At 64.1% G+C, this 17,471-nt stretch carries 14 protein-coding genes; 5 read left to right on the forward strand and 9 right to left on the reverse strand.

Translation table 11 applies throughout. The features are described from left to right. Positions 1 to 100 precede the first annotated feature (100 nt). The 3 genes from K2O51_RS23505 to typA all read right to left on the reverse strand — a co-directional run bounded on the left by K2O51_RS23505 (position 101) and on the right by typA (position 4,991). Positions 101 to 1,183, reverse strand: a complete 1,083-nt coding sequence (locus K2O51_RS23505) for an enoyl-CoA hydratase/isomerase family protein (protein ID WP_011298181.1) — start codon at positions 1,181 to 1,183, stop codon at positions 101 to 103. A 100-nt stretch (positions 1,184 to 1,283) separates the two neighbouring features. After that, positions 1,284 to 2,849 carry a methyl-accepting chemotaxis protein gene (locus tag K2O51_RS23510; RefSeq protein WP_220630878.1) on the reverse strand — a complete coding sequence of 522 codons (1,566 nt, stop codon included), beginning with the start codon at positions 2,847 to 2,849 and terminating at the stop codon, positions 1,284 to 1,286. A gap of 321 nt (positions 2,850 to 3,170) precedes the next feature. After that, positions 3,171 to 4,991 carry a translational GTPase TypA gene (gene typA, locus K2O51_RS23515; RefSeq protein WP_011298183.1) on the reverse strand — a complete coding sequence of 607 codons (1,821 nt, stop codon included), beginning with the start codon at positions 4,989 to 4,991 and terminating at the stop codon, positions 3,171 to 3,173. Between the two features lie 190 nt (positions 4,992 to 5,181). Between typA and K2O51_RS23520 the strand changes: the two genes are divergently transcribed. The 4 genes from K2O51_RS23520 (at position 5,182) to K2O51_RS23535 (ending at position 10,219) form a co-directional block, all read left to right on the forward strand. Beyond that, a complete protein-coding gene (locus tag K2O51_RS23520) occupies positions 5,182 to 5,658 on the forward strand; it encodes a MarR family winged helix-turn-helix transcriptional regulator (RefSeq protein ID WP_011298184.1) in 477 nt (158 codons plus the stop codon). A 79-nt stretch (positions 5,659 to 5,737) separates the two neighbouring features. Continuing rightward, complete coding sequence (locus K2O51_RS23525) at positions 5,738 to 7,282, forward strand: efflux transporter outer membrane subunit (RefSeq protein WP_011298185.1); 1,545 nt, start codon at positions 5,738 to 5,740, stop codon at positions 7,280 to 7,282. A 43-nt stretch (positions 7,283 to 7,325) separates the two neighbouring features. After that, complete coding sequence (locus K2O51_RS23530) at positions 7,326 to 8,615, forward strand: HlyD/EmrA/EmrK family protein (protein WP_011298186.1); 1,290 nt, start codon at positions 7,326 to 7,328, stop codon at positions 8,613 to 8,615. A gap of 2 nt (positions 8,616 to 8,617) precedes the next feature. Then, positions 8,618 to 10,219 carry a DHA2 family efflux MFS transporter permease subunit gene (locus tag K2O51_RS23535; RefSeq protein ID WP_011298187.1) on the forward strand — a complete coding sequence of 534 codons (1,602 nt, stop codon included), beginning with the start codon at positions 8,618 to 8,620 and terminating at the stop codon, positions 10,217 to 10,219. A gap of 169 nt (positions 10,220 to 10,388) precedes the next feature. On the opposite strand, the gene K2O51_RS23540 is transcribed toward K2O51_RS23535, so the two are convergent. Further along, the gene (locus tag K2O51_RS23540; protein ID WP_041679639.1) at positions 10,389 to 10,583 is read right to left on the reverse strand and encodes a DUF3606 domain-containing protein; all 195 of its coding nucleotides are present in this window, start codon (positions 10,581 to 10,583) and stop codon (positions 10,389 to 10,391) included. Between the two features lie 114 nt (positions 10,584 to 10,697). On the opposite strand from K2O51_RS23540, the gene K2O51_RS23545 reads away from it, so the two are divergent. Continuing rightward, positions 10,698 to 10,898 (forward strand): Type 1 glutamine amidotransferase-like domain-containing protein, encoded by a 201-nt coding sequence (locus K2O51_RS23545; protein ID WP_245001877.1) that lies wholly within the window; start codon positions 10,698 to 10,700, stop codon positions 10,896 to 10,898. Here the strand turns inward: K2O51_RS23545 and truB are convergent. The 5 genes from truB to rimP all read right to left on the reverse strand — a co-directional run bounded on the left by truB (position 10,814) and on the right by rimP (position 17,216). Then, complete coding sequence (truB, locus tag K2O51_RS23550) at positions 10,814 to 11,761, reverse strand: tRNA pseudouridine(55) synthase TruB (protein WP_011298188.1); 948 nt, start codon at positions 11,759 to 11,761, stop codon at positions 10,814 to 10,816. The two genes, K2O51_RS23545 and truB, sit on opposite strands and share 85 nt — an antisense overlap. Positions 11,762 to 11,827: 66 nt before the next feature. Next, positions 11,828 to 12,196: a 30S ribosome-binding factor RbfA gene (gene rbfA, locus K2O51_RS23555; RefSeq protein ID WP_011298189.1), complete on the reverse strand. Its 369-nt coding sequence runs from the start codon at positions 12,194 to 12,196 to the stop codon at positions 11,828 to 11,830. A 62-nt stretch (positions 12,197 to 12,258) separates the two neighbouring features. Beyond that, positions 12,259 to 15,159 carry a translation initiation factor IF-2 gene (gene infB, locus K2O51_RS23560; protein WP_011298190.1) on the reverse strand — a complete coding sequence of 967 codons (2,901 nt, stop codon included), beginning with the start codon at positions 15,157 to 15,159 and terminating at the stop codon, positions 12,259 to 12,261. A gap of 96 nt (positions 15,160 to 15,255) precedes the next feature. Then, a complete protein-coding gene (gene nusA, locus K2O51_RS23565; protein WP_011298191.1) occupies positions 15,256 to 16,731 on the reverse strand; it encodes a transcription termination factor NusA in 1,476 nt (491 codons plus the stop codon). Then, positions 16,728 to 17,216: a ribosome maturation factor RimP gene (rimP, locus tag K2O51_RS23570; protein WP_011298192.1), complete on the reverse strand. Its 489-nt coding sequence runs from the start codon at positions 17,214 to 17,216 to the stop codon at positions 16,728 to 16,730. The genes nusA and rimP overlap by 4 nt, the downstream gene beginning before the upstream one ends. Between the last annotated feature and the right edge of the window lie 255 nt (positions 17,217 to 17,471).

Raw genomic sequence — 17,471 nt, forward strand, 5'->3', positions numbered from 1 at the left:
GTGAAGCGGAATGGCGCCGGCCACATGGATGGCCTGTCATGCCTGGCGCCGATCCAGCCGTCACTCTACCCGAGTCTGGAGAGCCGCGTGGCTCACCCCCTTACTTGCCGAGACTGGCCAGCGGGTGATCTTCCGCACGCCACGGGCTATCGAAGAACGACAGCACTTTCTCGTGACTCACGTCGTCGACGCGCGCGTCCTGCCAGCGTGGCTTGTGATCCTTGTCGATAGCGAGCGCACGGATGCCTTCCACGCCGTCGCCCTTGCGGAACACGTAGTGCATCATGTCGAGTTCCATGCGAAGTTCGTCGTCCAGCGACATGGTGCGCGCACGGCGGATCTGCTCGAGCGATACGTGCAGCATCAGCGGCGAACGGCTGCGCAGCATTGCTGCCGTTTGCGCGGCCCAGTCGCCCGGCGCCTCGCTGATCGCGGCAAGAATGTCGACCATGGTGTCCCCGGCAAAGATACGGTCGATCTCGGCCGACAGCCCCGCAAGCTGGCTTTGCGCCGGCATGCACGCATCGCGATGCTGCTGCGCGAACGTGGCGATGTGGTCGAGCACGGCCTGGCCGTTGTCGAACGTGCGCGCGCGCAGCGCGCTGACCACTTCAGCCAGTACATTGGAAGGCAGATAGGCGTCGGCCAGTCCAGCATAGAGCGCATCGGCCGCGGCAATGACCGTGCCGGTGAGACCCAGGTATTCGCCGATGCGGCCCGGCGTACGCGCGAGGAACCAGCCCCCACCCACGTCCGGAAACAGCCCGATATTGGTTTCCGGCATGGCCATCTTGGTGCGCTCCGTGACGAGGCGCAGGCGCGCCCCTTGCGAAATGCCCATGCCGCCGCCCATGACGACACCGTCCATCAGCGCGATATAAGGCTTGGCGTAGCGGTGGATCAGAAAATTGAGCGCGTATTCCTCGACAAAGAACTGATCGAGCAGCGGATCGCCTTCATGCGCGGCCTTGTGGAAATAGCGAATGTCGCCGCCGGCGCAGAATGCCTTGCCACCGGCCCCCGCCACCACTACAGCCACGACCTCCGGTGCATTGACCCAGGCCTGCAGTGCCGCGGTCATGGCACGGATCATCTCCAGCGACAGCGCATTGAGCGCCTGCGGCCGGTTCAGCGTCAGGTAGCCGATGCCACCCTGGACTTCTGTCGTGACGAAGTCAGTCATGATGCTCTCCTACGCAAATGCAAGCCGCGATTCTACGCCGATCATTCGCGCGGGAGCGCTGCATGTGCGGCATCCGCACACGCGTCACAGCCTTGTATCGTCACGCGAGCCGGAACGTCGACACCAGCGACATCAGCCGCTGCGCCTGATCCTGAAGCGATGCTGCCGCGGCAGCGGCCTGCTCCACCAGTGCTGCGTTCTGCTGCGTCATGCCATCCATGTGCGACACCGCGAGGTTCACCTGCTCGATGCCGTTGGACTGCTCGTCCGACGCAGAACTGATATCGCGGATGATCGCGCTCACGCGCCGCACGGCATCGACGATGTCCTGCATCGCACGGCCCGCGTCATCCACAAGACCCGTGCCCTCGCGCACATTGGCCACCGATTTGCCGATGAGTCCGCGGATTTCCTTCGAAGCGCCCGCACAACGTTGCGCGAGATCGCGCACATCGCCCGCGACCACCGCGAAGCCCCGACCATGCTCGCCTGCCCGTGCGGCTTCTACCGCCGCATTCAAAGCGAGGATGTTGGTCTGGAATGCGATCTTCTCGATCACGTCGATGATGTCGACGATCTTGCCCGAACTTGCGTCGATCGACTGCATCGTATGCACCACGCGCAGCACCGCTTCGCTGCCGCGCTCGGCGAGCGTCGTCGCGTCGTTGGCGAGAGTCGCCGCTTCGCGCGCGCTGTCGGCGTTCTGGCGTACCGTGCCGGTCAGTTCTTCCATGCTAGACGCCGTTTCTTCCAGCGACGCGGCCTGCTGTTCCGTGCGCTGCGACAGGTCGGCATTGCCGCTCGCAATCTGCCGGCTGGCCGCGGCGATCGAATCCGCACCGCCGTTGACCTGGCTGACCATGGACACCAGGCTGGCCTGCATATTGCCGAGCATGCCAAGCATGCGGCTGGTTTCGCTGCGCGCCTTTTCGTCGGCAACGATGCCGGCATCGGTGGCAGCGCCACTGAGATCGCCATCTGCAATGCGCTCGAATCGCGCGATGGCAACGTCCAGAGGCTGCACGATAGAACGGCGCAGACGCCATGCCACAACTGTGCTGAAGACCAGGCCGGCAACGAGCACCACCGCTGACCACACGAGCAACTCGTTGTAGCGCTGCTGCGATTCTTCGTACACGCGGTGCGCACTCGCGATCTGCGCGCGACTCAGATCGCCGCTGGCTGCAGTCAGCGCGATGTCGAGCTTTGGAATGGTTTTCATCACCGACGTCATCACCGCTTCGCGGTCGCCGGCCCTCAACGCCGCAACCATCGGCGCAACGCCTTGCGAGAACAACGCTTCCCGCTTGGCAGAGACATCCTGCGTCAGGTTCGATTCTTCCGCGGAGCGAGGCACGGCGAGGTAAGCCTTCCACGCGGTCTCCGAATCGCGCGCGAAACCCTGCGCCGTTTCGGCGCGCGCGCGCGCATCGGCGGGATCCTTGGCAAGCGTCGCCTGGTCGAGCAATACACGGACCAGCAACTGGTTGGAACGGGCCTCCGCGAGGCGCATGGCGGCGGTCAACTGGTGCTCATAGATTTCGTGCGTAGCATCATTGCTACGCGACATGCCGATCATGCCGAAGGCTCCGACAATCAACAGAAGGAGGTTGGTGACGACAATCAGGAACCACAATCTGGCGCCGATAGTAGTGTTGCGAAACATGGGCTCTCCGGGGTAAAGGGAACGGCCCGACCGGCCGTCCTGCTGGTCTACGGCGCTCCCGATCGTTCCTTGACCCTTACCTGACGACAGACAGAACTGACTTTTTTGCATCGTCCGGTAACGTGAATCTGGCACCAGGAGGTATCTCTCCTGGTGTCTTTCTGCGGCGCTTGCAAGCTATGCGCATGCACACCGAATCGCTCGATCCCGGACTGATCGCGCTCTCGTTCGCGCCGGCATTCCTGGACCATCTTGAAAGGACGCCATAAAAAAAACCGCGCACAAGGCGCGGTTTTTTTATTACTGCGTTGAAGCGCGTTCTTACACGCCTTCGCGGGAGGCACGCTTGCGCTCGTGCTCCTTCAGGTGGCGCTTGCGCAGGCGGATGCTCTTCGGCGTGAGCTCGACCAGTTCGTCGTCGGCAATGAACTCCACCGCATACTCGAGCGACATCTGGATCGGCGGCACCAGGCGCACAGCTTCGTCGGTACCCGAAGCACGCACGTTGGTCAGCTGCTTGCCCTTGATCGGGTTCACGACCAGGTCGTTGTCGCGGCTGTGGATGCCGATGATCATGCCTTCATACAGCGCATCGCCCGGCTTCACGAACATGCGGCCGCGATCCTGCAGCTTCCACAGCGCGTAGGCCACGGCATCGCCATCGTCCTGCGAGATCAGCACGCCGTTGTGGCGCTCGCCCAAGCCGCCTTCGCGCACCGGTGCGTAGTCGTCGAAGATATGGCTGATCAGGCCGGTACCGCGCGTCAGCGTCAGGAACTCGCCCTGGAAACCGATCAGGCCGCGGGCCGGGATGCGGTATTCGAGGCGGGTACGGCCCTTGCCGTCCGATGCCATGTCGAGCAGTTCGCCCTTGCGGCGACCCAGCTCTTCCATCACGCCGCCCTGGTGGCTGTCTTCGACGTCAACGGTCAGCAGTTCGTACGGCTCGTTCTTGACGCCGTCGATTTCCTTGAACACCACGCGCGGACGCGATACGGCCAGTTCGTAGCCTTCGCGACGCATGTTTTCCAGCAGGATGGTCAGGTGCAGTTCGCCGCGGCCCGACACTTCGAAGATCGTGTCATCGCCGGTGTCGTTCACGCGCAGCGCCACGTTCGACTTCAGTTCGCGGTCCAGGCGCTCGCGCAGCTGGCGGCTGGTCACGAACTTGCCTTCACGGCCCGCCAGCGGCGAGGTGTTAACGCAGAAGTTCATGGTCAGCGTCGGCTCGTCCACCTTCAGCATCGGCAGCGCGTCCTGGGCGTCCGGCGCGCACACCGTGCAGCCGATTCCCAGTTCTTCAATACCGTTGATCAGCACGATGTCGCCGGCTTCCGCTTCGGACACAATCTCGCGCTCCAGGCCCTGGAACTTCAGCACCTGGTTGATGCGGCCCTTGATGGGGTTGCCTTCGGGGCCGAACTTGACCACCACGTCCTGCAGCGGCCGGGCGCGGCCACGCGAGATGCGGCCCACGCCGATCTTGCCGACGTAGCTCGAGTAGTCCAGGGAGATAATCTGCAGTTGCAGGGGACCGTCGCGATCGTCGTCACGCACCGGCACCTTGTCCAGCACGGTTTCGAACAGCGGCTTCATGTCGCCGTCGCGCACGTCTTCGGTCAGGCCGGCAAAGCCATTCAGACCCGAGGCGTAGATGACCGGGAAGTCAAGTTGCTCGTCGGTGGCGCCCAGCTTGTCGAACAGGTCGAAGGTCTGGTTGATCACCCAGTCCGGGCGCGCGCCCGGGCGGTCGATCTTGTTGACGACCACGATCGGCTTCAGGCCCAGCGCCAGTGCCTTGCGGGTCACGAAGCGGGTCTGCGGCATCGGGCCTTCAACGGCGTCCACCAGCAGCAGCACGCCGTCGACCATCGACAGCACGCGCTCCACTTCACCGCCGAAGTCGGCGTGGCCCGGGGTGTCGACGATGTTGATATGGGTGCCGTTGTACTCGACGGCACAGTTTTTCGCGAGAATCGTGATCCCGCGTTCCTTTTCCAGGTCGTTCGAGTCCATCACCCGTTCGGCAACCTGCTGGTTGTCACGGAAGGTGCCTGCCTGGCGCAGGAGTTGGTCGACCAGGGTGGTCTTGCCATGATCGACGTGGGCGATGATGGCGATATTACGGATGGCGCGGGTCATTGCAGCGTCTCGCTGTACGGAAATCTGAAGTAACCCAACATTATAGCATGCTGCGGCGCGACATGCCTTGCGCCAACTGCGCCGAAGACATGGGCAAATTATTTCTAAAACCGAAATACCGAATTTCTATCCTTGCGGATAGTTAAACGGCTACATATATTTGCCATAGCAAAGATTGCAGAGGCAAATGATGTCACCCGGCTATTCCGCCACTTCATCCGACGATCCGTTTGATCCCGCCCGCTATGTGATGGCGGAGAGTGTGGGCTACCTGATCTCGCGGGCCAAGAACACGCTCGCGCACAGCATTGAACAGGAAGTCAGCGGACTGGACATCACGCATGCCCAGGCCAGTTGCCTGATCATGCTGTCATCCGGGCGCGCCAGCACGGTCACGGACCTGGGCCGGGAACTGAATACGGACATGGGATCCATCACGCGGCTGCTGAGCCGCATGGAAAAGCGGGGCCTGATCGAACGCACGCGCCGTGATGACGACCGCCGCGTTCTGGATGTGACCCTCACGCCAGCGGGCCACGCGCTGGCGGCGCAACTTCCCACAGTCTTCTGCAAGGTGATGGCTCAGCATTTCCGCGGCTTCAGCGCGGAAGAGATCGAAATTCTGCGCGGCATGCTCAGGCGTGTGATCTGCAATAACTCCGGCTAGCGTGCCGGCATGCTTTGCGCTTGCGCCACCAACATCGATCCAGATAACAAGCTGGGCCCCTTCGCCCAATGCATCAACAATGAACCACGCCCTTTCAACACCTGTTACAAGCCCATCGCGTCCACGCACCCTGGGACGTCGCGCCAGCACGCTGGCGCTGACGGTCGTGGCCGCGGCCGTGCTCGCCGGTTGCGCCGCCCTCGGCGACTCGCACAGCACCCAGACCGTGATGGACCCCAGCGCGCTGGCCACCGGCCAGACGCTGCCGTCCGAGCAAGGCCAATGGCCCGGCATGGACTGGATTGACCAGTTCCAGGATCCGCAGCTGCACGCGCTGGTCGACGAAGCGGTCAAGGACAATCCCAACCTGCAAGTCGCGTTTGCGCGCGTGGAAGCGTCGCGCGCCATGGCGGACGTGACCCGCAGCGCTCTCTATCCGACCGTCGGCTTCAGCGCGGACATCACGCGCGAGATCTTCTCGCAGACCGACCTGTTCGCCGGCACACCGCTGGCCGGGCGCTGGTGGAACCAGTCGCACCTGCAGGCCAACCTGTCGTACGAGTTCGATTTCTGGGGCAAGAACCGCTCGGCGCTCGAAGCGGCGCTCTCGGACGACCGCGCCGCGGAGGCTGAAAGCCAGGCCTCGCGCCTGATCCTGACCACGTCGATCGCCAGGGCCTACGCCCGCCTCGCCGCGCTCTACGCGCAACGCGACGTGGCCGAGCGCGCCATCACGCAACGCCAGGACCTGACGAGCCTGTCGCAGCAGCGCCTGGCCGCGGGCCTCGACACGCAGGTGGAAACCACCCAGGCACGCGGCACTGTGGCAGCGGCACGCACCGACCTGCAGCGCATCGACGAAGATATCGCGCTGTCGCGCAACCAGATCGCTGCGCTGCTCGGCAAGGGGCCGGACCGGGGCCTGTCGATCCAGAAGCCGGTCCTGCTTGCGCAGGCCACGCCGAAGCTGCCGGATGACCTGACCATCGGCCTGCTCGGCCGCCGGCCCGACCTGGTTGCCGCTCGCTGGCGCGTCGAAGCCAGCAGCAAGGAAATCAAGGTCGCGAAGACCGAATTCCTGCCCAACATCACCCTGACCGGCTTTGCGGGACTGGCCTCGCTGCGCCCGGAAGACCTGTTCATGGGCATCAGCCGTACGATGGGCTTCGGCCCCGCGCTGCACCTCCCTATTTTCGAAGGCGGCCGGCTGCGTGCCAACCTGAAGGGCAAGTACGCGCGCTATGACATTGCCGTGGCCAGCTACAACCAGACGCTGGTCGATGCCCTCAAGGAAACCGCCGACACGATGACGAGCATCCGCAGCGTCGACAACCAGATCAAGACACAGCGTGAAGCGCTGGACCTGGCCGAACACGCGTACGCGCTCGCCACCACGCGTTACAAGGCAGGCCTTGGCACGCAACTGACCGTGCTGAACGCCGAGAGCAACGTGCTTCAGCAACGCCGTCTCGCCACCGACCTGCAGGCCCGCCGGCTGGACCTGCAGATGGCGCTGATGAAGGCCCTCGGCGGCGGCTATGAAGAGCCGAAGGAAGGCGGCGAAGGCCATGCCCCCGCCGCCGCAGCGAACCAGACAACCAGCCAGGCCGGCGCACGCGGCTGATCCGCGCGCCCGCCGTCGCAGAACAGATTCACGAGAGACCAAAATGAGCGATAACCAGCAAGCCGGCAACCCGAACACTCCGGCGGCATCCGTCAACAACAATGGCAAGCGCAAGCGCCTGTTGCTTTCCCTGACCGCGGCCATCGTCGTGGCAGGCGTCGGCTACGGCGTGTACTGGGGCCTGTACGCGCGCCACTTCGAAAGTACCGATGACGCGTACGTCGCCGGCAACGTGGTCCAGGTCACGCCGCTGGTAGGCGGCACCGTGGTGTCGATCGCCGCGGATGACACGCAGCTCGTCACCGCAGGCCAGCCGCTGATCCAGCTCGACCGCGCCGATACGCAAGTCTCGCTGGAACAGGCCGAGGCCATGCTGGCGCAGGCCGTGCGCGAAGTCCGCACGCTCTACGTCAACAACGGCTCGCTCGCCGCGAACGTGGCGCTGCGCGAGGCCGACGTCGCCAAGGCGCGCGACGACCTGCGCCGCCGCCAGGCGATCGCCGGCTCGGGTGCGGTGTCGGGCGAAGAAATCTCCCACGCACAGACCGCGCTGCAGGGGGCGCAATCGGCTCTGCTTGCCGCACGCGAGCAGCTCGCCTCGAACAAGGTGCTGACCGACCAGACCACCGTCGAAAAGCATCCGAACGTGCAGCGCGCGGCAGCCAACCTGCGCTCGGCCTATCTGTCGTTCGCGCGTTCCGCTCTGCCCGCGCCGGTCACGGGCTACGTCGCCAAGCGCTCGGTCCAGGTCGGCCAGCGTGTGGCCGCCGGGGCACCGCTGATGGCCATCGTGCCGCTGGACCAGGTCTGGGTCGACGCGAACTTCAAGGAAGTGCAGATCACGCATATGCGCATCGGCCAGCCCGTGACGCTGGAAGCCGACGTCTATGGTTCGAAGGTCAAGTACAACGGCAAGGTCGCGGGCTTCTCTGCCGGTACCGGCTCCGCGTTCTCGCTGCTGCCCGCACAGAACGCCACCGGCAACTGGATCAAGGTGGTGCAGCGCCTGCCCGTGCGTATCGCGCTTGACCCGCAGCAGCTCAAGGATCACCCGCTGCGCGTCGGCCTGTCGATGAACGTGACCGTCGACGTGCGCCATGAAGAAGGCGCCGCCATGGTCAGCGCCGCCGCGGCCAAGCCGATGCAGACGGACGTCTACGACAAGGTCGCGCAAGACGCCGACCAGCTGATCGCGCGCATCATCGCCGTGAACAATGGCGGCCGCGCGCCAGCTCCCGCAGATGCCGTACCTGCCAAGGGCGCACCGGTCATCAATGTTCCGGCCGATGACGCGGCCAGCGCCGCTGTGGCGCGGCCTTCCAACCGCGGCTGATCATGGCGGACGCACTGACCGTGGCTGAACGCGCCGGCGCCGCACCAAAGCTGCCGGCGCGCCCCGCGCAGCCGCAGCCGCTGAGCGGCGGCAAGCTGGTGATCGGCACCATCGCGCTGTCGCTGGCCACGTTCATGAACGTGCTGGATTCGTCGATCGCCAACGTGTCGATCCCGGCGATTTCAGGCGACCTCGGCGTGGCGCCGAACCAGGGCACCTGGGTCATCACCTCGTTCGCGGTGGCCAACGCGATCTCGGTGCCGCTGACGGGCTGGCTCACCACGCGCTTCGGCGCGGTGCGCCTGTTCATCACGTCGATCCTGCTGTTCGTGCTGTCGTCGTGGCTGTGCGGCGTCGCGCCTAACCTGGAAACGCTGCTCGCAGCACGTATCCTCCAGGGCGCCGTGGCCGGGCCGATGATCCCGCTGTCGCAGTCGCTGCTGCTGTCGAGCTACCCGCCGCAGAAGAGCACCATGGCGCTCGCGCTGTGGGGCATGACCACGCTCGTGGCGCCGATCATGGGGCCGCTGCTCGGCGGCTGGATCTCGGACAACATGACGTGGCCGTGGATCTTCTATATCAACGTGCCGGTGGGCCTGCTTACCGCGTACGCCACGTGGGCGATCTACAAGGACCGTGAAACGCCAACCAAGGTGCTGCCGATCGACCGCATCGGGCTCGCGCTGCTGGTGATCTGGGTGGGTTCGATGCAGCTCATGCTCGACAAGGGCAAGGAGCTCGACTGGTTCCACTCGACCGAGATCGTGGTACTTACGCTGGTGGCCGTGCTCGGCTTCCTGTTCTTCCTGGTATGGGAGACCTACGAGAAGCATCCGATCGTCGACATCACCCTGTTCAAGGGCCGGAACTTCAGCTCGGGCGTGGTGGCGATCTCGGTCGCATACGGGCTGTTCTTCGGCAACCTGGTGATCCTGCCGTTGTGGTTGCAGACCATCGTGGGCTACACGGCCACCGACGCCGGCATTGTGATGGCGCCCGTGGGGATCTTCGCGATCCTGCTGTCGCCGCTCATCGGACGCAACCTGCCGAAGATGGACGCACGGTGGGTCGCCACGGCAGCGTTCATCACGTTCGGCATCGTGAGCCTCATGCGTGCCGGATTCACCACGCAAGTGGACACCGTCACGCTGATGATCCCTACGCTGATCCAGGGCGCCGCCATGGCGATGTTCTTCATCCCGCTCACGTCGATCATCCTGTCCGGCCAGCCACCGGAGAAAATCCCGGCGGCGTCCGGCCTGTCGAACTTCGTGCGTATCACGTTCGGTGGTATCGGCGCGTCGATTTCGACCACGGTGTGGGAGAACCGCTCGGCCCTGCACCACGCGCAACTGGTGGAGAAGATCAATCCCTACAACCCGGCCTACTCCGAGCAACTGCACCACCTGATGCAGATGGGCATGAACCAGGCACAGGCCGTCGGCGTCATGGAGCGCAACATCAGCCAGCAGGCGGCGATGCTCGGCGCGAACGACATCTTCTGGATCTCGGGCGTACTGTTCTTCGTGCTGATTGGCTTCGTGTGGCTCACCAAGCCGGGCAAGGGCGGCGCAGGAGCAGACGCCGCAGCCGGCGCACATTGAACAGACGGAAACATCCGGGAACAGACCGGAACAGACGGGAACAGGCGGGAACAGGCGCCGACGCCCGCGAGCGGCTCGTAACAAAGCCACGCGGCTCCGGATCCCCCGGAACCGCGTGGCTTGTTTGACTACAGCACGGCCTGACTGCGCCGGACCGTGTGCATCGCCGTCAATGCGCGCCTGGCTGCCCCGCCTCCAACTGTGCGCGCACCGCCGCAATGTGCTCTCCCACCTCGTCCACCGCGTCCTCCAGGGCGCTTGCGGTACATCCCAGTTCCTGACACCAGTACTGCACCTCCGCCGGGTCCATCAGGTTGATCCGGCCCGGATCGAGAGGTCGGAACTGGCTGATCTGCTCGCTCATGCTGCCTCCTGTTGCCATTGGCCTTCACACGGCTCTTGCATTGTAGGCGAGCGATTGGTCTGTACCCGCACAATCTGAGCGCTTGAATTCGCATCGGTACGGTCTCTGAACCGCGTGGGCGACGCGGAAGCGGCACGCCGGATCATCGACAGCGCCGAGCTGATCGTAGTCGGCGGCGGCAACACCTTCCGCCTGTTGCAATGTCTGCGTGAGAGCGGCCTGCCGGACGCTTACAGCCGGACCAGTCGTTCCGGCCGCAAGGCGCCTTCACGCATGCGGGCCACGCCGAGCAGCTTCGGCGGCTCGCCGCCATAGACACGCGCAAGCACGCCTTCCTGCGGCGCACTGTCGGGGTCCAGATCCCGGTATGCGAGGCGTTGACCTTGCAGGAAGCGCGACATCGCTTCGGCGGACAGCGTCACCGGCGGGCAGCGTCGCAACAGCGCATCGACCGGCGCCAGCATGGCCGGGCGGGCCTCGTCCGCCTGCGCGTCGATCTGATCGAGCGTCACAGCGCCATCGAGCGTCAGGTCGCCGACAGCGATGCGGCGCAACCCGGTCAGGTGTGCGCCACAGCCGAGCGCCTCGCCAATATCCTCGGCCAGCGTGCGGATATACGTACCCTTGCTGCACTTCACCCGCATCGTGAAGGAAGGCGCCAGCGGCAAGGCGCAATCGAGCACGTCGATCGCGTGAATCGTGACGCGCCGGGCGGGTCGCTCCACGGTCTGCCCCGCTCGCGCGTACTCGTACAGCGGCCGGCCATCCTTCTTCAGCGCAGAATGCATCGGCGGAACCTGGTCGATCTCACCGAGGAATCGTGCGATTGCGGCGTCCAGCCCGGCACGGTCGCAGCTCACCGGCCGCTCAACCACAACTTCGCCTTCGGCATCGCCGGTTGTGGTTTTCTGACCGAGCCTGACGACCGCCTCGTAAGTCTTGTCCGCATCGAGCAAGTCCTGCGAGAACTTCGTCGCCTCGCCAAAGCAAAGCGGCAGCAGCCCTGTGGCGAGAGGGTCCAACGTGCCGGTGTGGCCGGCCTTGAGGGCCCGCAGCAGGCGTTTGGCGCGCACGAGCGCGTCGTTGGAAGACAGCCCTAGCGGCTTGTCGAGCAACAGCACGCCGTGCACCTCGCGGCGCGGCAGCCGGGGCGGACGATTGTTTGCGGAGTCAGTCATGGAAACAATGCGGGGCGACGGGCGATACGGCCCGCGCCAGGACGGCGCTTCCCGGCGAGGCCGGAATCAGTCGTCCTTGGAACGCGTGGCGTTCGCTTCGTTGATCAGCTTGGACATCTCGATCGCATGCTCCACCGACGTGTCGTGATGGAAATGCAGCGTCGGCACCGTATGGATGTGCAGGCGCTTGAACAGCAGCGAGTGCAGGTAGCCAGCCTTCTCCTTGAGAATGGCAGCGGCCACTTCGGGTTCCGCACCGAGCACGGTGAAATACACCTTGGCGTGCGCGTAGTCCGGCGTCAGCGCCACGGACTGGAGCGTCACGAGCCCCAGGCGCGGATCACGGATTTCGCGCTGGATCATTTCGGCCAGTTCTTTCTGAATCTGGTCGGAAATGCGCAGATTGCGGGAGGAGATATTGCCTTTCTTGGCCATTCAATACTGTCTTGTTCCAAAGTGAAAACGGCAGGCCGGAGCCTGCCGTTTTGCGTATCGCCTTACAGCGTACGCGCCACCTCGGTGATTTCGTACACTTCGAGCTGGTCGCCTTCTTGAACATCGTTGAAGTTCTTGATCGACAGACCGCACTCGAAGCCTTGCTTGACTTCCTTGACGTCGTCCTTGAATCGCTTGAGCGAGTCGAGTTCGCCGGTGTGGACAACCACGTTGTTGCGCAGCACGCGCACCAGCGAGTTGCGCTTGACCAGACCGTCGGTAACCATACAGCCGGCCACCGCGCCGATCTTCGGCACGCGGAACACCTGGCGCACTTCCACCTGACCAATCGTGGTCTCGCGCTTCTCCGGCGCCAGCATGCCCGACATGGCCGCCTTGATCTCGTCTACCGCATCGTAAATGATGTTGTAGTAGCGGATGTCGATGCCATGGTTCTCGGCCAGCTTGCGCGCACCAGCGTCGGCACGCACGTTGAAGCCGATGATGACCGCCTTCGAAGCGGTCGCCAGGTTGACGTCCGACTCCGAGATGGCGCCCACGCCAGCATGCACGATCTGCACGCGCACTTCCGCGGTCGACAGCTTCTGCAGCGACTGCACCAGCGCTTCCTGCGAACCCTGCACGTCGGCCTTGACGATCAGCGGCAGCGTCTGCACGTCGCCTTCCGTCATCTGCTCCAGCATGGTCTCCAGCTTCGCGGCCTGCTGCTTGGCGAGCTTCACGTCGCGGAACTTGCCCTGGCGGAACAGCGCGATTTCACGTGCCTTGCGCTCGTCCGGCAGCACCAGCACTTCCTCGCCCGCGGCGGGCACTTCCGACAGACCCTGGATTTCCACCGGGATCGACGGACCTGCCTCCTTGGTCGGCTTGCCGTTCTCGTCCAGCATGGCACGCACGCGGCCGTAGGCGCTGCCAGCCAGCACCACATCGCCACGCTTGAGCGTGCCGCTGCTGACCAGGATCGTCGCGATCGGGCCCTTGCCCTTGTCGAGCTGGGCTTCCACCACCAGACCCTTGGCAGGTGCATCCACCGGCGCCTTCAGTTCCAGCACTTCAGCCTGCAGCAGCACCTGCTCCAGCAGATCCTCGATGCCTGCACCGGTCTTGGCGGACACTGGCACGAACGGCGAATCGCCACCGTACTCTTCCGGCAACACCTGCTCCGCCACCAGTTCCTGCTTGACGCGGTCCGGGTTGGCATCCGGCTTGTCGATCTTGTTGATCGCCACGACGATCGGCACGCCGGCAGCCTTGGCGTGCGCAATGGCTTCCTTGGTCTGCGGCATCACACCGTCGTCGGCCGCGACCACCAGGATCACGATATCGGTCGCCTTGGCACCGCGGGCACGCATGGCCGTGAAGGCCTCGTGACCCGGGGTATCCAGGAACGTGATCACGCCACGCTCGGTTTCCACATGGTAGGCACCGATGTGCTGCGTAATGCCGCCAGCTTCGCCCGCCGCCACCTTGGCGCGGCGGATGTAGTCCAGCAGCGAGGTCTTGCCGTGGTCGACGTGACCCATCACGGTCACCACCGGCGGACGCGGCAGCTGTTCGGCGTCGGTGTGTTCTTCACCGTCCACCACGAGCAGCGCTTCCGGATCGTCCAGCTTGGCGGCGAACGCCTTGTGGCCCATTTCTTCCACCACGATCATGGCGGTTTCCTGGTCCAGCACCTGGTTGATCGTGACCATCTGGCCGAGCTTCATCATCTGCTTGATGACCTCGGACGCCTTCACGGCCATCTTGTGCGCCAGGTCGGCCACCGAGATGGTTTCCGGCACGTGCACTTCACGCACCACCGGTTCGGTCGGTGCCTGGAAGTTGCTGCGGCCATCGTCGGCATGCTGCTGACGGCCGCCACGGCCGCGCGGGCCACCGCGCCAACCACCCACGCCGCCCGACGAATCGCCACGCGTCTTCAGGCCACTGCCCTTCTTACGGCTGCTGTCGTCCTGCCACGAACCGGGCTTGCCGGTCTTGCCCTTCTTGTCGGCGGTGGTGGTCGCGGTCGTGGTCGTGGTCGTCGCCGCGGGCTTCTTGTCGCCCGCCTTGGCTTCGGTCGCGGTCGCGGAAGCCGGCTTCACCGGCTTGTGCAGCGTACCAGTCTGCTCGGCCTTCTTTTCCTCGGCCTTGCGCTCGGACGGTGCCTTGAGCACGCGCGCCGGCGCATTCAGCATCTGCTGGATGGCGCGGGCTTCGGCTTCGGCAGCCTCGCGGCGCTTGCGTGCGGCGTCTTGCTCGGCACGCGCCTTGTCGGCGGCAGCCTTGGCATCGTCGGCAGCCTTTTGCGCGGCAGCGCGCTCGACGGCGACACGAGCCTGCTCGTCTTCGGCCTTCTTGCGCGAAGCGTCCTCGGCGGCCTCGCCCACGGCACGCGCGGCAGCGGCTTCCTCTTCGGCCTTCCTGGCAAGCAGTTCAGCCTGGCGGCGCTGTTCGGCTTCCAGTGCCTCCTGCTTGGCGCGGCGCTCGGCTTCCTCGCGCTCGGCGGCCTCGCGGCGTGCCTTCGCTTCGGCTTCCTGGCGCGCCAGCTCTGCAGCCTGCTGGCGTTCCTCTTCCTCGCGGCGTGCCTGCTCAGCAGCCTCGGCTGCCAAGGCATGCTGATCCGCAGCCTCGTTGTGCTGGTCGGCGCCCGCCTCGTCACGCTTGATCAGCACGCGCTTCTTGCGTACCTCGACCTGGACGGTACGAGTCTTGCCGGTGGAGTCAGCCTGACGGATCTCGGAAGTCTCACGCTTGGTCAGTGTGATCTTCTTGCGTGCGCTGTCATCGGCCTGGCCGTGCGAGCGCTTCAGATAGTCCAGCAGCCTGGTCTTATCCGATTCCGTGACGATGTCTTCTGGCGTCGCCTTGCCCAGCCCAGCCGCCTGCAATTGTTCCAGCAGGGCAGCTGCGCTGCGACTCAGTTCTGCGGCCAGTTGGGCAACTGTTGTGCTTGCCATTCAAACCCTTTCAATGCATGGTTTCTACGTCGGGACAAATCGTATGCGGAAAGCGCGTCCGGACAATGTGCTGTGCACGCGTCCCGGACGTGTCCCTCAGTTAAACCAATGTTCCCGTGCTTTCATGATCAGCGCCTTGGCTTCTTCCTCGGTGACGCCCGTCATCTCGACGAGTTCGTCGACGGCCAGTTCGGCCAGGTCGTCACGCGTATGGATATCACCTTCGGCCAACTTGCCGATCAGCTCGGGATTCAGGCCGTCGAGCGAGCGCAGATCCTGCGACACCTCTTCCACCTTCTCTTCCCGGGCCAGTTCCATCGTCAGGAGCGCATCACGTGCGCGGTTGCGCAGCTCGTTGACGGTGTCTTCATCAAACGCCTCGATTTCCATCATTTCACTGATGGGAACATAGGCCACTTCTTCCAGCGTGGAGAACCCTTCCTCGATCAGGATGTCCGCCACTTCTTCGTCGACGTCGAGCTTGGCCATGAACAGCTTGCGCACGGCATCGCTTTCCTCGGCCTGTTTCTGCGCCGACTCTTCCTGCGTCATGATGTTGATCTGCCAGCCGGTCAGCTCGGACGCCAGGCGTACGTTCTGACCACTGCGACCGATGGCCACCGCGAGGTTCTCCTCATCGACGACCACATCCATGCAGTGCTTTTCCTCGTCCACGACGATCGACTGTACCTGTGCCGGCGCCAGCGCGCCGATCACGAACTGCGCCGGATCTTCGGACCAGAGCACGATGTCCACGGCTTCGCCGCCGATCTCGTTGCGCACGGCCGTCACCCGGGTACCGCGCACGCCGACGCAGGTACCGATCGGATCGATACGCTTGTCATGCGCCACGACGGCGATCTTGGCACGCACGCCCGGGTCACGGGCAGCCGCCTTGATCTCGAGCAAGCCCTGCTCCATCTCCGGCACTTCGTTCTCGAAGAGCTTGATCAGGAACTCGGGCGCGGTGCGCGACAGTTCGATCTGCGGGCCGCGCGCGGCGCGATCCACATTCAGGATGTACGCACGCACACGGTCGCCGGTGCGCAGGTTTTCCTTCGGGATGATCTGGTCGCGTGCCAGCAGCGCTTCCACGCGACCGGATTCGACGATCAGGCCCTTCTTGTCGGCACGCTTGACCGTGCCGGTCATGATCTTTTCGCCGCGCTCGAGGTAATCGTTCAGGATCTGCTCACGCTCGGCGTCGCGGATACGCTGCAGGATCACCTGCTTGGCGGCCTGCGCACCGATACGACCGAATTCGACCGACTCGATCTGCTGTTCGACATAGTCGCCCAGCTCGAGACTGGCGTCGTCATCGCGCGCCTCGAACAGCAGGATCTGCTTGTCCGGCTCCTGCAGGCCCTGTTCATCAGGGACAACAAGCCAGCGGCGGAACGTCTCGTGCTCGCCCGATTCCCGGTCGATAGCGACACGGATATCCACGTCTTCCTCGAAACGCTTCTTGGTCGCCGAGGCCAGTGCAGCCTCCAGCGCGCCGAATACCACATCCTTGTCGACGTTCTTCTCACGCGCAAGCGCATCGACGAGCAACAGAACTTCGCGGCTCATTGCTTGTTCCCTTTTCTTTGATTTCCTTTGAAGTCGATCACCGGCACCAGGCGCGCCTTGTCGACATCAGATACAGTGAATTCCAGCAACGCCGGACCATCCTTGCCCTCGAACTCCAGGCCGACCTTCTCCGCGCCAGCCTCTCCAGTGGGCTCACGCAGGATGCCTGTGAAGTTCTTTTGCCCATTGACGGGCAGGCGCAGCGTCACGCGCGCTTCTGCCCCGGCAAAGCGGACATAGTCGGCCAGCTTCTTCAGCGGCCGGTCCAGCCCCGGCGACGAGACCTCGAGCCGTTCATAGTCGACGTTCTCGACGGTCAGCACATGGGTCAGCTGCCGGCTTACCTTCTCGCAATCCTCAATGACGATGCCGGTTTCAGGCTGATCGATATAGACACGCAACAGTCCGGCCGGAGCCCGTTCGAGCTCAACCAGCTCGTATCCCATGCCGTTAAGGGTGGTTTCGATCAAATCTGCCAGATGCACTGTATTCCCGAATAATGGCCATCAACACCAGGCAGGCCGGCTTTGCCTGCCCCGCCTGGGACGACATGGGCACAGCCACCTGCCAGCCAACTCCAGCGCGCATGCGTCAAACGGGCGAACCAAAAAAAAATGGGCGCAATGCCCATCATTCGCCCATCCTCTGGAGGATGACTTTTTGAATAGACTTTAATTATACGCAGATTATGTCCAAAAGGCAAAAGGGCATGTATCGGCGCGTAATGGATCCCCGGCAGG

Origin of the sequence: Cupriavidus pinatubonensis, from assembly GCF_019602855.1 — a bacterium.
GTDB classification, from domain to species: domain Bacteria; phylum Pseudomonadota; class Gammaproteobacteria; order Burkholderiales; family Burkholderiaceae; genus Cupriavidus; species Cupriavidus pinatubonensis.